Source organism: Pseudomonas sp. NFACC37-1 (assembly GCF_900101575.1).
Taxonomy (GTDB): domain Bacteria; phylum Pseudomonadota; class Gammaproteobacteria; order Pseudomonadales; family Pseudomonadaceae; genus Aquipseudomonas; species Aquipseudomonas fluorescens_AA.
In genome coordinates this window covers 171911-192817 of sequence record NZ_FMUZ01000002.1, presented here as the reverse complement: position 1 = coordinate 192817, position 20907 = coordinate 171911, and the positions used below count along the sequence as shown (strand labels likewise).

Below are 20907 nucleotides of genomic sequence, written 5' to 3'. Positions count from 1 at the left end.
CGCTCACTCGAGTTTTCAAGACTTTGAAATGGACCAAGCAAGCATGAACAACATCGAAGACATCTACTCCCTTTCGCCGACCCAGCACGGCCTGTTGTTCCACAGCGTCTATGAACCGGATTCGCGGGTGTATTACCAGCAACTGAGCCTGGACATGAACGGCCCGCTGCAACTGAGCGCATTTCGCGGTGCCTGGCAGGCGTTGATGCGGCGCCACGCCGTGCTGCGCAGTGCTTTTCTCTGGGAAGAACTGGACGATGCCTATCAGGTGGTGCAACAGGACGTGCCACTGCCCCTGACGGAACTGGACTGGCAAGACCGCCCCGAGCCGCAGGCCGCGCTCGGACAGTTGGCGCTGGAACAGCGCGCCCAGCCCCTGGAGCTGAACGACTCGCCGCTGATGCGTGTGTGCCTGGTGCGCCTGGCGCCCGAGCGCTGGCACCTGATCTGGACCTTCCACCACATACTCATGGACGGCTGGAGCGTCGGCATCGCCGTCCAGGAGTGGCTGTCGCTGTACTACGAACAGGCCCACGGCCGCCCCGCCGACCTGCCGCCGACCCGCCCTTACCGGGACTACATCGCCTGGCTGGCGGAACAGGACATGGTCGCCACCGAAGGCTTCTGGCGCGAACAGTTGCAGGACGTGAGCGAGCCGACACCGCTGCCCACCTTCGCCGTGCGGCAGCCTGCACCCGCGGGGGCACCGTTCGCCGAACGGGAAAGCCTGCTGACGGCCAGCGAAACCGAGCATCTGGCACACTTCGCCCGCCAGAACGACTTGACCATCAACACCCTGATCCAGGGCGCCTGGGCATTGCTGCTGGGCCAGCATGCCGGGCGTGACGACGTAGTCTATGGCGTCACCGTTGCCGGTCGTCCAGAGAACCTGGCCGCCGTGGACAGCACCGTCGGGCTGTTCATCAACACCTTGCCGTTGCGCGTGCAGTGGTCTGAAGGCCCGGCCCTGGTGGACTGGCTGCAGCAGTTGCAGCAAGCCAACAGCGATCTGCGCCACCACGCCTACCTGCCCCTGGGCAAGCTCAAGTCCATGACCCGCATCGCCGCCGAGCAGGCGCTGTTCGACTCGATCCTGGTGTTCGAGAATTTCCCGGTCACCGACGCGCTCAACCAGGACACCGGCGGCCTGAGCTTCAGTGCCCCGAGCAGCGACCAGCAGGCCGACGGCATCACCCTCACCCAAGGCCGCAACCACTTCCCGTTGTCGCTGATCGTGGTGCCGGACAAACAACTGCACTACCTGATCAGCTACGACCGCAGTCGCTTCAGCGACGCCGAGGTCGCGGTGTTGTCGGCACAATTGCGCGCCATCCTGTTGGCGATGACGGCGCAAGCGCAGTGCCGGGTCAGCGAGCTTGAGTGGCTGAGTCCTGAAGAACGCCAGCAATTGCTCGTGCAGGGAAGCGGCGTACAACTGCCGGTACCCCAGGCGTGCCTGCATCAGTGCTTCGAACAACAAGTGGCCGCCCACCCGGATCACCTGGCGGTCCGCGACCGCCAGGTCGCCCTGACCTACCGTGAACTGGACCAGCAAGCCAACCGACTCAGCCAGTACTTGCGCGCCCAAGGCATCGGTCACGACAGCGTCGTGGCACTGGCCCTGGAACGCAGCGCCGGGTTCGTGATCGCCCTGCTCGCCACCCTCAAGGCTGGCGCGGCCTATCTGCCGCTGGACCTCAAGCAGCCCGCCGGGCGCCTGGCCGACGTGCTGGTGGACAGCCGCGCCGCACTGCTGATCGGCGCCAGCGCCTCGCCCCTGCTCAAAGGCCTGGCCGAGCACACGCCAACGCTGTGGCTGGCGGAACAGGCCGACGCCATCGCCGCCCAGCCAGACACGCCACCTGCCGTGGCCCATAACCCGACTGACGCCGCCTACGTGATCTACACCTCAGGCTCCACCGGCACCCCTAAGGGTGTGGTGGTCGAGCACCAGTCCATCGTCGATTACCTGACGGCAGTGCACGCGGTACTCAACCCGCCGCCGGCCGCCCGCTACGGCTTGTTGTCCAGCATCGCCGCCGACCTGGGCCACACCCAACTGTTCGGCGCTCTGTGCAGCGGCGCCAGCCTGTTGCTGGTGGATGAAGACAGCGGTTTCAGCCCCCTGGCACTGGCCGAACTCTTCGACCAACACCCGGTGGATGTGCTGAAGATCACCCCAAGCCATCTGTCCGGCCTGTTGCAGGCGCTGCCCGATGCACGCTTGTTGCCTCGCGCCCTGCTGGTCTTCGGTGGCGATGCTCTCAGCCCGGCGCTGCTGGAGCAGGTTAACCGCCTGGCACCTGGCCTCAGGGTGTTCAACCACTATGGGCCGAGCGAAGCGACAGTCGGCGCAATCGCCACCGAGCTGCCCGCGGGCCTGCGCAGCATTGCCCTCGGCCGGCCACTGCCGAACCGTCAACTGCAAGTGGTGGATGCCAAGGGTCGGCTGGTGCCCACCGGGGTGTCCGGTGAGCTGCTGATCAACGGCGCCTTGGCCCGAGGTTACCTGCACCGCCCGGACCTGACCGCCGAACGCTTCCATCTCGACGCGGACCAGCAACGCTGGTATCGCACTGGCGACCGCGTGCGCTGGCAAGTGGACGGACAATTGGCGTTCCTCGGCCGGGTCGACAGCCAGGTCAAGATCCGTGGCAACCGCCTGGAGCTGGGCGAAGTCGAAGCGCAGATCAAGCGCCTGTCGCCGCTGATCGAACAGGCGCTGGTCCGCGCCGTGGAGCTGGACGGCAGCCTGCGCCTGGTGGCCTACCTGGTCGCCAGCCAGTCACTGTCCGCGACGAAACTGCGTAACGACCTGAGTGCGCGGGTGCCGGACTACATGGTGCCGGCGCACTTCATGCCCCTCGACGAACTGCCCCTCACCCGTAACGGCAAGGTCGATGTCCAGCGCTTGCCGCTCCCGCAAAAACCCACGGACGACAGCGCCACTCACGTTGCCCCGCGCAATGAAGTCGAAACACAGCTGGCCGCCATCTGGCAAGACGTCCTCAAGCTTGAACGTGTCGGCGTGCATGACAACTTCTTCGCCCTGGGCGGCGACTCGATCATCAACTTGCAGATCATCGCCCGCGCCAACCAGCAAGGGCTGAAACTCACGCCCCGCCAGCTCTTCGAGAACCGCACCATCGCCGATATCGCCCGGGTACTGGGCGCCGATGCCAGCCATGGCGAGGCGCAAGCCGTTGCCGATGGCTATGACCTGCCGCTGGCTGCCGGGCAATTGGCACGCCTGGAACAAGGGCCATTGCACGCCACCTGGCGCTGCGTGGCGTTGACCCAGGCCATCGATAGCGAGCTGCTGGCCCAGGCCATCGCCGCGTTGCAGCAACACCACCAGGCCCTGCGTCTGGCGCTCAAGGCGCTGCCGGAGGGCGAGTGGCAGCAACGGCTACTGGTCGTGGCCAAGGCTCCGGTCATCACCACCGAGCAATTGGAGACCTGCGCCCTGGCGCAACTGCAAGCCCTGGCCCAGGCCGGTGTCGATGCGCTGGAGTTGGGCGCAGGCCAAACCCTGCATGCCAGCCTGCTGGAGGTGGACGGCACGCAATCCCTGCTGCTGGCCGCTCATCCGCTGTGCCTGGACGAAGCCTCCTGGTCGCTGCTACTGGCTGATCTCAACCTGGCCTTGGCACAGCTGCGCTATCAGCGGCCGGTGCGGCTGTCCTTCGCCGGTGGCGACTTCACCCAGTGGACGCGGCACCAGCAGGCCCATGCCCAGGGTGATGCCCTGGATGACGCCTGGGAACATTGGCTGCAATACGCAGGTGTGGAACCGCTGCAACTGCCTGACAGCCAGCAACCGGCCAGCGTGGTCGAACACACCCTGCCGGCCGCCACCTCCGGCGAACTCAAGCGCCTGGGCGAGGTGCTGCAACTGGACTGGAACAACCTGTTGGCCGCTGCCGTGGCCGAACAGTGCCGTGAACGGTGCGGCAATGGCCTGGTCGCGCTGAGCGTGCACGATGCCCGTCCGAGCGCCGAGCGCTTGCCGGTCGCTGCGCCGATTGCCGTGGCCGACCTCGACCCGGCCCGCATCATGGGCCCCTTGGCACTGGCCGTGCCGTACTTCCTCCAGCCCGAAGGCGAGAGCCTGCTGCAACGCTTGCAGGCACTGGTGGCGCAGATGCGCGCCTACCCGCAACACGGCGTCGACTATGGCGCCCTGCGCTACTTGTCGGACAATACCTACCTGCAAGAACCGCTGCGCGAGCTACCAGCGCCATCGGTCGTCATTCGCTGGCTGGGCAACCTCGACAGCCACCGCGAAGAGCGCGGCATCCTGGCTCAGGTTGAAGCGCCAACCCCATCGCCGGCTTCGACCGGGCCGCTGAACGTAGACGCCTGGTGGCAGGATGACCGCCTGCACCTGCGCAGCCAAGGCACCCTCGCCGCCGACTGGGCGCCGCGCCTTGTCCAACGCTTGAGCGAACTCGCCGCACTGGCCACCGCGGCCGACCTGCGCCCTGCCAGCCAGGCGTTCCCGCTGTGCCACAAGCAAGCGGCAACCCTGGCGGCCGAACCGCTGGACTGGCTGAACATCGAAGATGTCTACCCGCTGTCGTCGATGCAACAGGGCATGCTTCTGCACACCCTGTTGCAACCCCACAGCGGCATCTACCTGATGCAACAACGCTACAGCTGGGACGGGGTATTGCAGCGCCCGGCAATGGAAGCCGCGTGGCAGCTGTTCCTCGAGCGCCATCCAATGATGCGGACCGCCTTCTGGTGGCAGGACGACCATGAGCCGCTGCAATGCGTGTACCGCCAGACCCACCAGGCGTTCGACTGGCAGGACCTGCGCCATCTCGACGAAGAGCAGCAGCGCGAGGCGATGGACCAGGCCCTCGAAGCACAGCGCCTGCAAGGTTTCGACATGGCCTGCGCACCGCTGACCCACCTGCGGGTGTTCCAGCTCGATGAGCGCCGCTTCGCCGTGGTGCGCAGTTTCCACCACATCCTGACCGATGCCTGGTGCTTCGGCCTGTTGATGGAAGACCTGCTGGCGATCTACCAGGCCCTGGTGCGCCAGGAGCCGGTGGCCCGTCCGCGTCTGCGCTCGTTCCGTGGCTACATGAGTTGGCTGGAACGCCATGACATGGCTGCCGCCCACGCCTTCTGGCAGGCACAGATGGCCGGCTTCAGCGAGCCGACGCCGCTGCAGGTGGACGGCCCGGTGGCCCGTCCGGAGCAGGCACCGGAACAGGTCGGCGACTTCGACCAGACCCTGAGCATTGCCCAGACCCAACGCTTGCAACAGCTCTGCCAGCAATACCAACTGACGCCCAACACCTGGATCCAAGGTGCCTGGGCACTGTTGCTGTCACGCTACAGCGGCAACCGCGACGTGTTGTTCGGCGTGACTGTCGCCGGCCGCCCGACCGACCTCGCCGGTGTAGAAGAAATGGTCGGGCTGTTCATCAACAGCCTGCCGCTGCGCATCGATGTCGACCCGGAGGCCCCCGTGGCCGACTGGTTGCAGGCACTGCTGTCCCACAACGCACAATTGCGCGAACACGAAAGCGCGTCGCTGGTGGACATCCAACGTTGCAGCCAAGTGCCGCGCGGCCAGCAGTTGTTCGACAGCCTGGTGGTGTTCGAAAACGCCCCGCTGGACATCAGCAGCGTGCAACTGGACGCCTTCAGCATCGATATCTACGAAGACCGGGTGCACACCAACTTCCCGATGACGGTGGTGCTGTACCCTGGCGACCGCCTGGGCATTCGCCTGTCCTACGACAGCATGCGTTTCAGCACGGACACCGTACAGCGCATGCTCGGGCATCTGGTGCAACTGCTTTCGGCCATGCTGGAGACACCGCAGGCGCCCTTGGGCAGCTTGCACATGCTGCCCGAGGCGGAACGCCGGCACCTGCAGATCGACTGCAACCGCAGCGACGTCGAGTTCCCGCTGGAACGCGGTTATGCGGCGCTGTTCGCCGAGCAAGTGCGCAGCCGTGCGCAACACCTGGCCGCCGTATGCCAGGACCAATCGCTGACCTATGCCGAACTGGACCGCCGCGCCAATGCCATCGCCCAGGCGCTGCAAGCAGCCGGTGCCGGCCCGGAAACCCTGGTGGCGCTGTTCGCCGAGCGTGGCCTGGCGTTGCTGACGATGATGATCGCCACGCTCAAGGTCGGCGCCGCGTTCCAGGCCTTGGACATCCAACAGCCCCACGCACGCCTGGCGGAACTGCTGGACCTGGGTGAGGCGCCGCTGTTGCTGGTGTGCGAGCACGCGACCTCGACACTGGACAACGTCCTGCCGCAGATGCACAAGCAGCCTACCTGCCTGGTCGCCCAGGCGCTCTGGCAAGGTCGTGAGCAACCGCCGGTCACCTATGTGCACCAGCCGGATCAACTGGCCTACGTGATCTTCACCTCGGGTTCCACCGGCACGCCAAAAGGCGTGATGGTGGAACAACGCGGGATGCTCAACAACATGTTCGGCAAGGTCCCGAGCCTGGGCCTGGGTGAGCACGACCGGATTGCCCAGACAGCTTCGGCGGCGTTCGATATCAGCGTATGGCAGTTCCTCGCCGCACCGCTGTTCGGCGCCACCGTGCACATTCTTCCCGATGCCCAGGCCCACGATCCCGTGGCCCTGCTCGACGCCGTCCAGGAGCAGCAACTGACGCTGCTGGAAACCGTTCCGGCGCTGATTCGTGGCATGCTCCAGGAAAGCCAGGCCCATCACACCCTGGCAAGCCTGCGCTGGCTGTTGCCCACCGGCGAGGCATTGCCGCCGGTCCTGGCGCGGGACTGGTTCGCACGCTTCCCGGCGATCCCATTGATGAACGCCTACGGTCCTGCCGAATGCTCGGACGACGTGGCCTTCTACCCCATCACCGAAGCACCGGCCGACGACTGCTTGCACATGCCCATCGGCAAACCGACCGCCAACAACCAGATTTTCGTCCTCGACTCGGCGCTGCGCCTGGTCCCTGTGGGTGTACCCGGTGAATTGTGCATCGGTGGTGTCGGCGTGGGTCGCGGCTACCTGCGCGACCCGCAACGAACCCGCGAGGCGTTTGTCCCGCACCCGTTCCAAGCCGATGCGCGCCTGTATCGCAGCGGTGATATCGGCCGGATGCGTGAGGATGGCGTGATCGAATACCTCGGCCGTCGCGACCAGCAAGTGAAGATCCGTGGCCACCGCATCGAGCTGGGCGAGATCGAAAACCGCCTGATGCAACACCCGGCGGTGGACAGCGCGGCGGTGCTGGCGCTGCCCGACACCCGCGGCGCCTTGCAACTGGTGGCCTGGTATGTGCTCGATGAAGCGGCCGACCTGGGCGGCGAACCCGCGCAACAGGTATTGAGCGCATACCTGGGCCAGCAACTGGCAAGCTACATGGTCCCAGCCCGTTGGCTGGCCCTTGGACAATTGCCGCTGAACGCCAATGGCAAGGTCGACCGTCGTGCCCTCGCCGCCTTGGGTGTGCCCCAGGACGAGGCGGTACAGGCGCACTCCATGGCGCCGCGCACGCCGACCGAACATGTCCTGGCCGAACTCTGGAAGGAAATACTCGGCCTGGACAACGTCAGTGTGCACGATGACTTCTTCGCCATCGGCGGTCACTCGCTGCTGGCCACCCAAGTCTTGTCGCGAATTCGCCGCCGGTTGAACGTGAACCTGCCGCTGCGCACCCTGTTCGAGCGCGGCACCCTTGAGCAGTTGGCCCAAGCGGTCGATCAGCAACGCAACGCCCAGACCGAGGCCGACAGTGACACCGAGATGGCCCTGGCGCCGCGCAACCAGCCGCTGCCGCTGTCCTACAGCCAGCAACGGTTGTGGTTCCTGGATCGCTTCGAAGGCCCTAGTGCCGCCTACAACATGACCACCACCGTCAGGCTGCGTGGCGCGCTGGACATCGCGGCGCTGCAAGGAGCCTTGCAAGCGGTGTTCGAACGCCATGAGTCCTTGCGCACCGCCTTCCACCTCCATGGCGACCAACCTTGCCAGGTCATCAACCCGGCGCCGCTGGTCGATTTGACGCCAACCGAGCTGAGTGACCTGGACAGCGCAGAGCAGGCGCAAAGCCTGCAGCGCCTGATCGATGAACAGGCCGCGCGCCCGTTCGACTTGCAACAGGCGCCGATGCTGCGCGCCAACCTGCTGCGCTTGGGAAGCGAGGATCATGTGCTGCAACTGGTGCTGCATCACATCGCCACTGACGCCTGGTCCATGGGCATCCTGATGCAGGAACTGATCGTCGGGTACCAGGCTCGCCTCAATGGTTCGACCCCCGTGTTGCCGGTGTTGCCGATCCAGTTCGCCGACTATGCCTACTGGCAACGCAGCGAAGCGCAACAGCGCCTGCTGGCACGGGCCATCGATTACTGGCGCCGCCAGCTCGACGGCGCGCCAACGTTGATCCCGTTGCCCCTTGACCAGCCACGCCCGGCACGCCCCGACTACCAGGGCGCGGCCCTCGAGCAACGCTTCACGTCGGCCCAGGCCCAGGTGTTGAAGGCCTATGCGCAAGCGCAACGGGCGACACTGTTCATGGTCTTGCTCAATGCCTTCAACAGCCTGTTGCAGCGGGCCACCGGGGCCAACGATTTCATCGTCGGCACCGACCTGGCCAACCGCGAACATCCAGCCCTGGAACATCTCATCGGGTTCTTCGTCAACGTGCTGCCGATCCGTGCCCGCCTGAGCGAGGGCGAAACCTTTGACGCCCGCCTGCAACGCTTGCGCGAGGATTGCCTGTCGGCGTTCCAACACCAGCAAGTACCGTTCGACAAACTGGTGGAGGAGTTGCAGCCGCCGCGTACACCAGGGGTCAACCCGTTGGTCCAGGTGTTGTTCGTCATGCAGAACACGCCCAGCGGCAATGCCAGCGTGCCGGGCCTTGAAGTGGAACACTTGGTCGCCCCCCAGCAGAGCAGCAAGTTCGACCTCGCCGTATTTGTCGAAGAGGACGAAGACCAAGGCCTGAACGTGCGCTGGGTGTACCGCACCAGCGTGTTGCAGGAGCAAACCATCCAACGTCTCGAACAGGGCTTCGGGCACCTGCTGGAGCAGATCGTCTCGGCCCCCGCCCAGGCATTGGAGCAGTGGTCGTGGCGCCTTGAGGGCCGCCACGCTGGCGCCGCGTCCCAACCTGATTCGTCGCTCGACGAGGCCACGGCCCGCAGCGCACGCAAGCAGTCGAAACTGAGCAAGCTCAAGCAGACCCGCGCCACCGCCGTCAGCCAAGTGGCCCACGAGCAGGTCCGTACCCGTACCCTCGACGCCGGGCAAGCCTTGCCGTTGGTGATCGAGCCGTTGCTCGGCGACCTGGACCCGGTGCACTGGGCGCTGCAAGCCCGGGAATGGATCAATGCACAGTTGCTGACCCACGGCGGCCTGCTGTTCCGAGGTTTCAACCTGCCGGATGCCGCGGCCTTCGAGCAGTTCGCCCAGGCCATCGAGCCCGACCTCTACGGGACCTACGGCGACCTGCCGAAAAACAAGTCCGGCAAGAATATCTACCACTCCACGCCGTACCCGGAACAGCACATGATCCTCTTTCACAACGAGAGCTCCCATCTGCCGCAGTGGCCACGCAAACAGTGGTTCTACTGCGAAACACCGGCGCCACGTGGCGGCTGTACGCCCATCGTCGATTGCCGGCAGGTATTGGCGCGCTTGCCCCAGGACATCGTCGCTCGCTTCAAGGCCCTGGGGCTGCTTTACGTGCGGCACTTCACCGACAAGCTGGATGTGCGCTGGCAGGACTTCTTCAAGACCGAACAGCGCGAGGAAGTCGAGCGCCAGTGCCTGGCCTCGGGCATGCGCTGGGAATGGCTGGGCACCGACAACCTGCGGATCGCCCAGCACTGCCCGGCCATCGTCGAACACCCCGAGACCGGGGAACTGTCGTTCTTCAACCAGGTGCAACTGCACCACACTGCCTGCCTGGAGCCGGAAGTGCGCAACAACCTGATCAACCTGTTCGGCCTCGGGCACCTGCCCCGCAACGTGTACTACGGCGACGGCAGCGTGATCGAAGACGCGGTGATGCAAGTGATCGGCGAAGCGTACGAACATTGCGCGGTACGTTTTACCTGGCAAAAGGGTGACATGGTCATGTTGGACAATATGTTGGTGGCTCACGCCCGGGATCCCTTCGAGGGCGAGCGCAAGATCTGCGTCGCCATGGGCCAGATGATGCGCCGCGAAGAACTCACGGGGCAGTTGCCCGAAGCACAGCCGCTGCCGGCTTCGGAGGTGCAGGCATGACCGCCTTTGAGAAACGTGAAGAAGCCTTCGCCCTCTCGCCGCAACAGCGCAGCCAATGGCTGGCGGGCTTGCCGCCCGTGCGCCTGGAGTTGGAGATCACCGGCGCGTTGGCGCTGGAACGCCTGCAGCAGCGGCTGGCCGCGCTGAGCGCTTGTCACGAGGCCTTGCGCCTGAGCGTGCGGCCCGAGCCGGGCCTGCTGATGCCGCTGCAAGTGGTCGAGCCCACCGCCACCGCAGTCGACGGGATCAGTGTCGAGGTGCAATCGATGGGTGACGCTCGGCACCGGGTGACACTGCAACTGCCGGCCCTGAGCGCGGATCGCGGCACCTTGCTGCGCCTGGCCCAGGCATTGGGATCGACGGACGCGCCATGCCTCGATGACGAGGCCATGACCTACACCCAGTACAGTGCCTGGCTCCATGAATTGCAGGCCGATGAAGACGCCGTCCCCGGTCGGCGCTTCTGGGCCAGCCAGGCCCTGGACGAACCGGCCGGGAGCGAGCTGCTCTACCGCCAGGTGCGCAACGATCGCCACGACGCCCCGGCGACCACCCGCCTGCTCGCCAACCCGCAATTGAGCAACGCCCTGGACCACTTTTGCCAGCGTCACGGTGCCTCGCCCGAGCAGGTGCTGATGAGCGCCTGGGGGCTGTTGCTGCAACGCCTCAGTACCGGTGACAGTCCGGCACTGACCTTGAACTGGGTACACGATTGCCGCGACGACTACGAGGAACTCGAAGACTGCTGGGGGTTGTTCGCCAAGCCCCTGCCCTTGCGCTGGCAACCGGCTGCGAACAGTTCATTTGTCCAGGCGCTGGAAACCCTGCAGACGCTGTGCGAGCAAGCCATCGAATGGCAGGAATACTGCGGCGTCAGCACCGCACTGCCGGCCGAAACCTTGCACTACGGTTTCCAGTGGGGCGCACACCTGCCCGATCGACTCGATACCTTGGGCAGTCTCGCATCGACGCTCACTGTATCGGACGCGCAAGCCATCCCGGCAGGCATGGAGTTGCTGCTGGTTGCCGAAACGGTCCGCCACGAAACCAGCGGTCTAGGCTATCGGCTGAACTTGCACCATCTGCCGAGGCGCTACAGCGAACAAGCAGCCCTGACGCTTCTGGAGCAGTTCCAGTCGCTGCTGTCCGATGCCCTCGCCAACCCGGGCAAGCCCCTGGCCGAGCTGTCGTTGCAGGCACCGAGCTTCAGCGCGACGCTGGCCGCCCGGCAGGACGACGTCGCCGCCCCGCCGTTTGCCAGCGTACCGGCGCGTTTCGCTGAATGCGCCGCGCAGTTCCCCGATCATTTGGCCCTGCGCGACCACCACGGGCACCTGAGCTATGCCCAGTTGCAGGCCCGCAGTAACCAACTGGCGCATTACCTGCGTGCCCAGGGCGTGGGCCGCGAAGATCGCGTGGCGTTGTACCTGGATCGCTCGGCGCAAATGGTCATGGCGATGCTCGCCGTGCTCAAGAGCGGCGCGGCGTTCGTCCCCCTGGACGTGCATCAGCCGGCACAACGCTCCCTGGCCATCCTGCAACAGGCGCAGCCAGTCTTCGTCCTGAGCGGTTCGGCCGGCAGCGCCCCCGCGTTGCCCGGCATCGGTAGCCTCGACCTGCGTGATGAAGCGACCTGGCAGCACGCACCTGCCACGGCAACCACCGTCGAGTGCCAAGGGCAGGACGCGGCCTACGTGCTGTTCACCTCCGGCAGCACCGGCACGCCCAAAGGCGTCATTGTCGAACACGCCCAGCTCGCCAGTTATGTCGCCAGCGTATCCCGGCGCCTGGCGCTGGGGGTTGGCGAGCGCAGTGCGGTGGTCACTTCACTGGCGGCCGACCTGGGCTACACCTTGCTGTTCCCGACGCTGCTCAGTGGCGGTGAGTTGCACCTGCTGGACAAGGAAACGGCAATGGACGCCCAGGCCTGGGCGGCCTGGCAGGCTGAATACCCCATCGACCACCTGAAGATCGTGCCGTCCCTGCTGGACGCCTGGCTGATTCATGCCCAGAGCGCGGCCGTATTGCCTCGCAAGCAACTGATCCTCGGTGGCGAAAGCTGCTCGCGGCGCCTGCTGCAAAACATTCGCAGCCTCGCGCCTGCGCTGACGGTCTTCAATCATTACGGCCCGACCGAAACCACGGTCGGGGTGGTGATGCACAAAGCCGATCCGGCCATGGATTATCGCCGCCTGCCCCTCAGCGACCGCCTCGATGGCATGCGCCTGTACCTGCTCGACGAACAGCAAGCGCTGGCCGCTCCCGGGCAGAGCGCCGAGCTGTATATCGCCGGCCCGCAACTGGCCCGGGGTTACCTGGACGCGCAACAGAACGCCGGCCGTTTCATCGAATGGGGGCAATCGCCTGGCGAACGCCTCTACCGCACTGGCGACATGGCCCGCTACCTCCACGACGGTAGCCTGGAAATCACCGGACGAGCCGATCGCCAGGTGAAGATCCGCGGTTTCCGCGTGGAACTCGATGAGATCCAGGCGCAATTGACCCGCCTTCCCGGCGTCGCCCAGGCCGCGGTGGAATGCATTCCCCGGGGCGAGCTCGGCCAGCAACTGTTCGCCTTCATGACCCTGGCGCCCGGGCATTCGACCACGGTCGCCAGGCTGCATGGCCAGGCCCAGGATTGCTTGCCGGACTACATGCTGCCCACCCTGCGGATCGTCGAAGCCTTGCCGTTGATGGGCAATGGCAAGCTGGATCGCAAGACCCTGCAACAATGGGCCGACAAAGTCCTCGACACCGTTGGCAGTGCCTTGCCGCGCACCCCGCTGGAAGCTTTGCTTGCCGAGGTCTGGGCGCAAGTGCTGGGCTTGGAGCGGGTGGGTATCGACGACGATTTCTTCGAGCTGGGCGGCCATTCCCTGGCGGCGGTGACCCTCGCCAGCCGTTTGCAGACCGCGCTGTCGGCGCCGGTGACGGTCAATGCGGTGTTCAACGCCCCCAGCGTCGCGGCGTTCGCGGCGTTGGTGCAGGCCGAACTCAAGCTCTCGCCACTGGTCAGGCTGTCGCCGCCAAACGCAGCGCCTGTGGAGGCCGGCAAGCTGTTCTGCTTCCACCCCTCCACAGGCCATGTGCAGGACTACCGTCCCCTGCTGGCATCGCTACCGGCCTGGCAACTGTGGGGACTCCAGGCGGCCTACCTGGCTGACGACAGCACGACACTGGGCGGTGACATCGAGAGCCTGGCGGCGGTCTATGTCGAGCATCTGCGCCAGCAGCAAGCGCACGGTCCTTATCACCTGCTGGGTTTCTCCCTCGGCGGGCTGCTCGCGATTGCCGCTGCCGCGCACCTGGAGAGCCAGGGCGAACAGGTAGCGTTTCTCGGTATCATCGATTCCCAGTACCAGCATCACGCCCAGGAAGACACCGTCGAAGCGCTGCTGGAGTCGGCTGCCCTGTCGCTGACGTCGGACAGCCAGACCGTGTTGCGCCAGTTGCCACAGGCGACCCTGGCGGTACTGCTGGAACAACTGGACGCCCTGCCCCCGGCAGCACGCCTGCCGGAACTGGCCCAGTGGGCGCGCCAGCAGGGCCTGCAGCTCGATGGTGACAGTTGGGAGCACCTGCAAACGCGGCTGCGCTACCAGCAGCATACGCAGCATCTGCTGGCGACCTTCAAGCCTGTGCCGCTCAGTTGCCCGGTGCATGTCTGGTGGGCCGACGATACCCTGGAACAGGCTGAGTTCGCCGACCCGCACTGGGAACGCCTGAGCACCGGACCGTTGACCCGTGAGGTCATCCCGGCGCAGCATCTCACTATCCTCGAGCAACCGGCCCTGCACCAGCAACTGGCGGCGCGGCTCGAGGCCATTGCTACAAACGGAGCGGTTTGAATGGATCTGTTGTTACTCATGGCTAAACGTTCATGGCGCGCACTGCTGGTGGCGACCCTGACGGGCCTGACCTGCGGCCTCGCGGCAGCCGGGCTGATCGCCAACATCAACCACAGCCTGGAGGTGTTCGATAAGCTACGCCCGGTGGACGGGTTGCTTTTCGCCGGGCTGGTGCTGCTGGTCATGGTGTCACGGGTGATCTCCGACATCAGCCTGCTGCGCCTGGGCCAGGCCGCGGTCAACGACATGCGCCTGCACCTGAGCGCCAAGCTGATCGATACCCCCTACGCGAAATTGCAGCGCCTGGGCAAGCATCGCCTGCTGGCCATGCTGACCGACGATACGCAAACCATCAGCCAGGCGGTGGAGCTGGTGCCGATCCTGCTGGTCAACGCCGGGATCATCGCCGCGTGCCTGGGCTACCTGGGTTGGCTCAGCCTGCCGCTGCTCGGCCTGACACTGCTGCTGATCATCGCGGGCAGCTTCAGTTTTCACTGGCCGCAACGTCGGGCGTTGACTTCGATCTCCCGGGCCCGGGAGCTCAAGGATCAGTTGTTCGACCAGTACCGCCTGCTCACCGATGGCAGCAAGGAACTGCAGCTCAACCATCCACGGCGGCAACACTTCTTCACCCGTTTGCTGATTCCGGTCAGCCAGCAATACCGTCGCAACTTCGTACGCGGCATGAGCATCTACGCCTTGGTATTGAACTGGGGCAACGCGGTGTTCTACATGCTGATCGGCGTGGTGCTGTTCGCCGCACCGCATTTCATCGACCTGGGCGTGAGCCTCGTCACTGGCTACATCCTGACGATCCTCTACATGATCACGCCGCTGTCGGAGCTGATGAACGCCTTGCCGACCCTGGGCCGCGCCAGCGTGGCGCTGAATAAGATCCGAGCCCTGGAAGGCGAGATGGAAGCATCCGACGAGACCTTCGATACCATCGCCCCGACCCAGGTTCGCCGCCTGGTGTGCCGACAGGTCGCCCACACCTATTACCGCGAACGCGAAGACGGCCATTTCACCCTGGGGCCCATCGACCTGACCCTCAATGCCGGCGAAGTGGTATTCATCACCGGCGGCAACGGCAGCGGCAAGACCACCCTGGCTTTGCTGCTGACCGGGCTGTACCGACCGGAAAGTGGCGACATCATGCTCGATGAGCAGGTGTCCTCGAGCAACGACAACCTCCATTATCGACAGCACTTCTCGGCGATCTTCACCGACTTCTGCCTGTTCGAAAACCTGTTCGATGGCGACGATCCGGACTTGGTGAAACAGGCGCAGGACTACCTGGTGCACCTGCAACTGGACCATAAGGTGCAGATCGAAGGAGGCAAGCTGACGACGCTGGCGCTGTCCACCGGGCAACGCAAGCGCCTGGCATTGCTCAGTGCCTATCTGGATGACCGCCCCTGCTACCTGTTCGACGAATGGGCGGCCGACCAGGACCCGGTGTTCAAACACTTTTTCTACACCCGGATCCTGCCGGACCTGCGCGAGCGCGGCAAATTGCTGATCGTCATCTCCCACGACGACGCCTACTTCGGCCTGGCCGATCGGTTGATCCACGTCGAACATGGCAAAGTCAGCGAAGTAGCTCCCCAGGCCAACGCCTCATCCCAGGCGCAAATGCTGTCTTGAGGAATGTGGCAAGGGAGCTTGCTCCCGCTGGACTGTAGGAGCTGCCGAGCGAAGCGAGGCTGCGATCTTTCCAAAACCGGTTGAGTCTCAAGCGAAAGATCAAAAGCAAAAGATCGCAACCTTCGGCAGCTCCTACAGCGCAGCCAAGCGGGAGCAAGGGTTCATGCAAGGCACAGCAATGTAAGCTGCGCTCAACCCTCTTCATAGATGTAATGCAGGTAGCTCACCTGTTCCGCCACCGGCAGGCGGTGCAGTTTGGGGCAGGATTCGCACAGCACTGGCGGTTGGCCTTCGACCGGTTCGTGCAGTTGGTAGTGCAGGCAACAATGCCGACGCAAGGGCAAAGTGGGGCATATCTGCGGCGCCGGTGATTCGACCATCCGTTGCAGGCCTCGCAGCTTCAGGCGGCCGTTGTTCACCGTAACCGGTTCCAGCCACTGGTGCGCCTCGGCGAAGCCGTCCCTGGACAGGTCCGGGTCCATCCTGGCGAAGGCGCCGTCCCAGATGGCGACAAAGTTGCCCCACAGTATTTTCGGGGCCAAGCCACCGGCGACGGCCAACGTGCCGAACAGTGGCGCCAGGTGCTCGTGGACCAACCGCGACCAATACACCGCCCGATCCTCCGCGCTCAAGGACGACAGCCCGGCAGCCAGGCCCAGCGCCGCCGGTTGGCCGTCGTCGTGCAACAACAACGCGCCCTCGCCCCAGAACTCGATCGCGCAGCCACGCGTGAGCACACAGGCCAGGGTGGCCGGCAAGACAATGCTCATGTAGTTCATCGACCACTGCGAAACCACGGCGGCGCGGTTCACCTCCGGGTAACGCAGGGCAAATCGGGTCAGCAAGGGTTGCAACGCGGCAGGGTCGGCAAGCTGGCTCAACGTGATGGAAGGCTGGTCGCCAGGTTCCTGCCGGACGACCCGCTGTATGGGCGGCCAGGCCTGGTTAAGCCATTCTGGAAATTCGATAACGGGGCTCCCGTGGCTTTCCCTAATTAATGCAAACGATTAGCATTGGCTGATCCTATCCTCCCTCCCCTGCAAACTCAACGTCGTTAGCGACCAGGCTCACCAAGATCCCATGCACACAATCCGCAATTTCTGGCGCCTCGCGCGGCCCTTCTGGGCTTCCGAGGAAAAGTACCCGGCCCTGTTGCTGCTGTTGGCTACCGTACTGATGACCCTGTGCCTGGTCGGTGTCAACATCCTCACCAATTTCTGGAACCTGCACTTCTATAACGCCTTGCAGGCCTTGGATTACCACGGTTTCCTGATCGGTAGCCTGCAGTTCATCCTGCTGCAGATCGGCATGGCCGCCTTTACCGTTGGCGCGTTCCATTTCCAGCAGAAGCTGACCATCCGCTGGCGGCGCTGGGCGACCCGCAACATGCTCGATCAATGGCTGGGCAGCCAGCGCTACCAGAAGCTGAAGCTGACCGAGACCGAGGTCGACAACCCCGACCAGCGGATCGCCGAGGACATCGACCTGTTTATCGTCAAGTCGCTCAAGTTGAGCCTGGGCCTGTTGACGTCGGTGGTGTCGCTGTTTTCCTTCCTGCATATCCTCTGGCAAGCCTCCAGCCTCGTCAGCGTGCCGTTCAACGACCAATCGATCGTCATTCCCGGGCTGCTGGTGTGGGTCGCCCTGGTGTATGCGCTCCTGGGCACCGGCCTTGCATTCTGGCTCGGACGTGCGCTGCCCAGCCTCAACTTCATGCAACAGCGGCGTGAAGCGGACTTTCGTTTCTCGCTCATCCGCCTGAGGGAGAACGCGGACTCGGTGGCGCAATACCGCGGCGAAGTCGTGGAGAACGAACGCTTCAACCACCGCCTGGAGGCGGCGCTGGACAACTTCTGGGCGCTGGTGAAAAAACAGAAGCTGATCATGGGCTACTCGACCTTCTATTTGCGCAGCGCGACGGTCATACCGATGTTCATCATGGCGCCACAGTTCTTTGCCGGCGCCTTTCCCCTTGGCCGCCTGACGCAGATAAGCGCGGCCTTCGGCGAAGTGCACGCGGCCATCGCCTACCTGGTGAGCGTGTTCCCGGAACTGTCGGAATGGAAATCGGTGATCGACCGCTTGGTTGGCTTCCAGGAGCGCCTGGATAACATCGAGGTCAAGTCCCAGGTCAGGCACCAACAACAGGCCAGCGGCCTCGATATCAAGGACCTGGACATCTGGCTGCCAAACGGCCGGCCGTTGTTCAAAGGCTTCAACCTGTCACTCAAGCCCGGTGACAGCCTGATGATCAGCGCGCCGTCCGGCTACGGCAAATCGACGCTGATCCGCACGATTACCGGGCTGTGGCCCCACGCGCGCGGCTCGAGCGGCTATGACCGTGAGCGCGCCCTGACCCTGTCGCAAAAACCCTACCTGCCGTTGGGCAGCCTGCGCGAAGCGCTCTGGTACCCCCACCCACCCCGTCGCGAAGAGGATGCCACGCTGCGCCAGGTCATGGAGCAGGTCGGCCTGCAACACCTGAGCGATCAGTTGGAGCAGGAGCGCGACTGGTCACAGACCCTGAGCATCGGCGAACAACAACGCTGTGCCTTCGTCAGGGCCCTGCTGGCCCGGCCCACGGTGCTGTTCCTCGACGAAAGCAGCTCGGCGCTGGATGCGGCAAACGAAGCGCGTTGCTATCAACTGCTCAAGCAGACGCTGCCGGACACGATCCTGATCAGCGTCGGCCACAGTGCCGCCCTGGAGCACTTCCATTGGCAAATCCTTGAACTCAAGGACGAGGCGCAATGGGTGCATCGCAAGATCAAGCAAGCGGTGTGATCCCGATAGGGCAAACACTGAACAACCTGTGGCGAAGGGAGCCTTGCTCCCACCAAATCCCCTCACCACAAAGTCCTCAGTATTCCAGTCAATCCAGGCGCCATTCCCGCATTGGCATGCAGAGTTTGTGGTCTATAGTTCCTGACAGATCCCAGGATCTTTCGCTCGGGCCATCAGGAGCTACACCCCTCGAGCCGCACCGCGTCGACGCCCACCAGCCGTCGGTCGAACAATGCAGGGAGCACACCATGCCGATCGAGCGGCCTGAGACACTGAGGTTGGCCCCTGGCACCGCCCATTGCGCCGAGGCCGATGACGATACCGAGGCCGGCGTGCTTCGGCGCGCCTTCGACCAGGCCAAGGAAGCCTACATCCTGTTCCCGCTGCTGGCCGTTCTGCTGTTGCTGGCCATCTGGAGCGCTACCCTCTACCTGATCAAGGTCGAACATCTTCGCGCGCAGCAAAGCGCCGCGACGGCCAGCCTGGAAATGAGCGCCACCTACGAAGCGCAAATGCTGCGCGCTATCCATGAAATCGATCAAACCCTCAAGCTGGTCAAATACACCTATGAGACCGAGGGCGAGCCCAATCCCCTGCGCCAGCTCCAGGAGCGGGCCTTGTTGCCGCCGGCCTTGCTGTTCGACGTCAGCGTGGTCAACCCGGACGGCAGGCTCGTGGCGAGTACGCGGATCAACGACCGGGAAAATATCGCCAACCCGAATGAGCAGCAAACACTGCGGCACAGCGACTCATTGTCCATCAGTCAGCCGTGGAAAAGTCCGGTCACGGGAGAATGGCGCTTGCGCTTCAGCCGGCGACTCGACGCCGCGGATGGCACGCTTTCCGGGATCGCCAGGGTCGAGGTCGATGCCGCCTATTTCGTCAGCAGCTACGACGCCTCGAAACTCGGCGAACAGGGTACGCTCGGGTTGCTGGGCACTGACGGCCTCTTCCGCGTGCGGCGCACCGGAGAAACGGTAATGGCCGGCGATACGGCCAATTACACGGCGGAGGTGGCGAACACGGAAAACACCGAGGCGGTGCTCTCGGTCAATGGTTGGGACGGGGTGCGGCGCTACACCAGTGCCCGCCCGCTCCATGACTTCCCGCTGGCGGTGATTGTCGGGTTGTCCGAGGAGGAACAACTGGCCGCGGTGAACCAGCAAGCGCGTACCTACCTCTGGCTCGCGGTGGGCGGCAGCCTGCTGCTGGTGCTGCTGGTGGGTGTGCTCGCCCGGATGAGCCGGCAACTGGCGCAGAGCCGTTTGCGCGCCGCCGAAGCCCATGCTCAACTGGCCGCCGCCGCTCGCCAGGCCAGCATGGCCGAAATCGCCACCAACGTCCTGCACAACGTGGGCAACGTGCTCAACAGCGTGAATGTTTCCGCAGACCTGGTCACCCGCAAGCTGCGCGCCGGCAAGGCCCTGGGGCTCGGTAAGGCGGTGCAAATGATGAACGAGCACGCCGATGACCTCGGCGACTTCATCACCCACGACGAGAAAGGCAAGCTGCTGCCCGGCTACCTGAACCAACTGGTGGACGCACTTGCGGTGGAGCAACAGAGCATGACCGAAGAACTCGGCCAACTGAGCAAAAGCGTTGATCACATCAAGGAAATCGTCGCCGCCCAGCAATCTTACGCAGGCACCTCCAGCCTTGCCGAAACCGTGCAGATCAAGGAACTGATCGAGGATGCCGTACGCATGAACGCCAGCACCATCGCGGCGCGTCGGATCACCGTGGTGCGAGACCTGGCCGAAACACCCTTGCTGCAACTGGACAAGCACCGGGTGCTGCTGATCCTGATCAACCTGATAAAAAACGCCAGCAGGGCGATGGATGACCGGCCGGAGCTGCCCCCTCAAATCATCCTTCAGAGCGAAATCCCCCAAGAAGACACCCTGGTGATCAAGGTCATCGACAACGGCGAAGGCATAGCGCCCGAGAACCTGACGCGGATCTTTGCCCATGGCTTTACCACACGCAAGGATGGTCATGGTTTTGGCCTGCATAGCTGCGTCCTGGCGGCCATGGAGATGGGCGGCTCGCTGGAGGCCCATAGCGATGGCCCGGGAACAGGCGCGACCTTTACGCTCAAACTGGCGATCTAGGCTACGCTTCGGTGCGTGATAACGCGCAGCTTCAGCCAACGTTACAAGGAACAGACGAATGGCGATCCACGCAACGAGGTTACCTTGAACCCATGGTGAAAAAGCCCGATACCTTGGCTCTGGTAGCCAATCGCACGCCGACCGTGGCTTTGCATGGAGTGTCGATGAACAAGTGCAGTTGACGCCCCTGACTTATTGGTCCAGTTTCTAATGCAACCGAGCCCCGCAGTTTTCGTGCAGGACGCTAAGCCTGATAAACCCGGTTCGT

At 64.3% G+C, this 20907-nt stretch carries 6 protein-coding genes; 5 read left to right on the top strand and 1 reads right to left on the bottom strand.

Annotated elements, in window-relative coordinates; genetic code table 11:
- Nucleotides 1-43: 43 nt before the first annotated feature.
- Genes BLP82_RS03160 through BLP82_RS03150 form a run of 3 tightly spaced genes read left to right on the top strand, consistent with a single transcriptional unit; the run spans nt 44 to nt 15744 of the window.
- Nucleotides 44-10249: a non-ribosomal peptide synthetase gene (locus tag BLP82_RS03160; protein ID WP_092165291.1), complete on the top strand. Its 10206-nt coding sequence runs from the start codon at nt 44-46 to the stop codon at nt 10247-10249.
- Nucleotides 10246-14097: a non-ribosomal peptide synthetase gene (locus BLP82_RS03155; RefSeq protein ID WP_092165289.1), complete on the top strand. Its 3852-nt coding sequence runs from the start codon at nt 10246-10248 to the stop codon at nt 14095-14097. Before BLP82_RS03160 ends, BLP82_RS03155 begins: the two co-directional genes overlap by 4 nt.
- Nucleotides 14098-15744, top strand: a complete 1647-nt coding sequence (locus tag BLP82_RS03150; protein WP_092165287.1) for a cyclic peptide export ABC transporter — start codon at nt 14098-14100, stop codon at nt 15742-15744. It abuts the gene before it with no gap.
- A gap of 191 nt (nt 15745-15935) precedes the next feature.
- Here the strand turns inward: BLP82_RS03150 and fhuF are convergent, their stop codons facing one another.
- Nucleotides 15936-16625, bottom strand: a complete 690-nt coding sequence (gene fhuF, locus BLP82_RS03145; protein ID WP_092165285.1) for a siderophore-iron reductase FhuF — start codon at nt 16623-16625, stop codon at nt 15936-15938.
- A 199-nt stretch (nt 16626-16824) separates the two neighbouring features.
- On the opposite strand from fhuF, the gene BLP82_RS03140 reads away from it, so the two are divergent.
- Nucleotides 16825-18528, top strand: a complete 1704-nt coding sequence (locus BLP82_RS03140) for an ABC transporter ATP-binding protein/permease (protein ID WP_092165283.1) — start codon at nt 16825-16827, stop codon at nt 18526-18528.
- Between the two features lie 248 nt (nt 18529-18776).
- Nucleotides 18777-20639, top strand: coding sequence for an ATP-binding protein (locus BLP82_RS03135; protein WP_092165281.1), 1863 nt, complete (start codon nt 18777-18779; stop codon nt 20637-20639).
- Nucleotides 20640-20907: the final 268 nt, after the last annotated feature.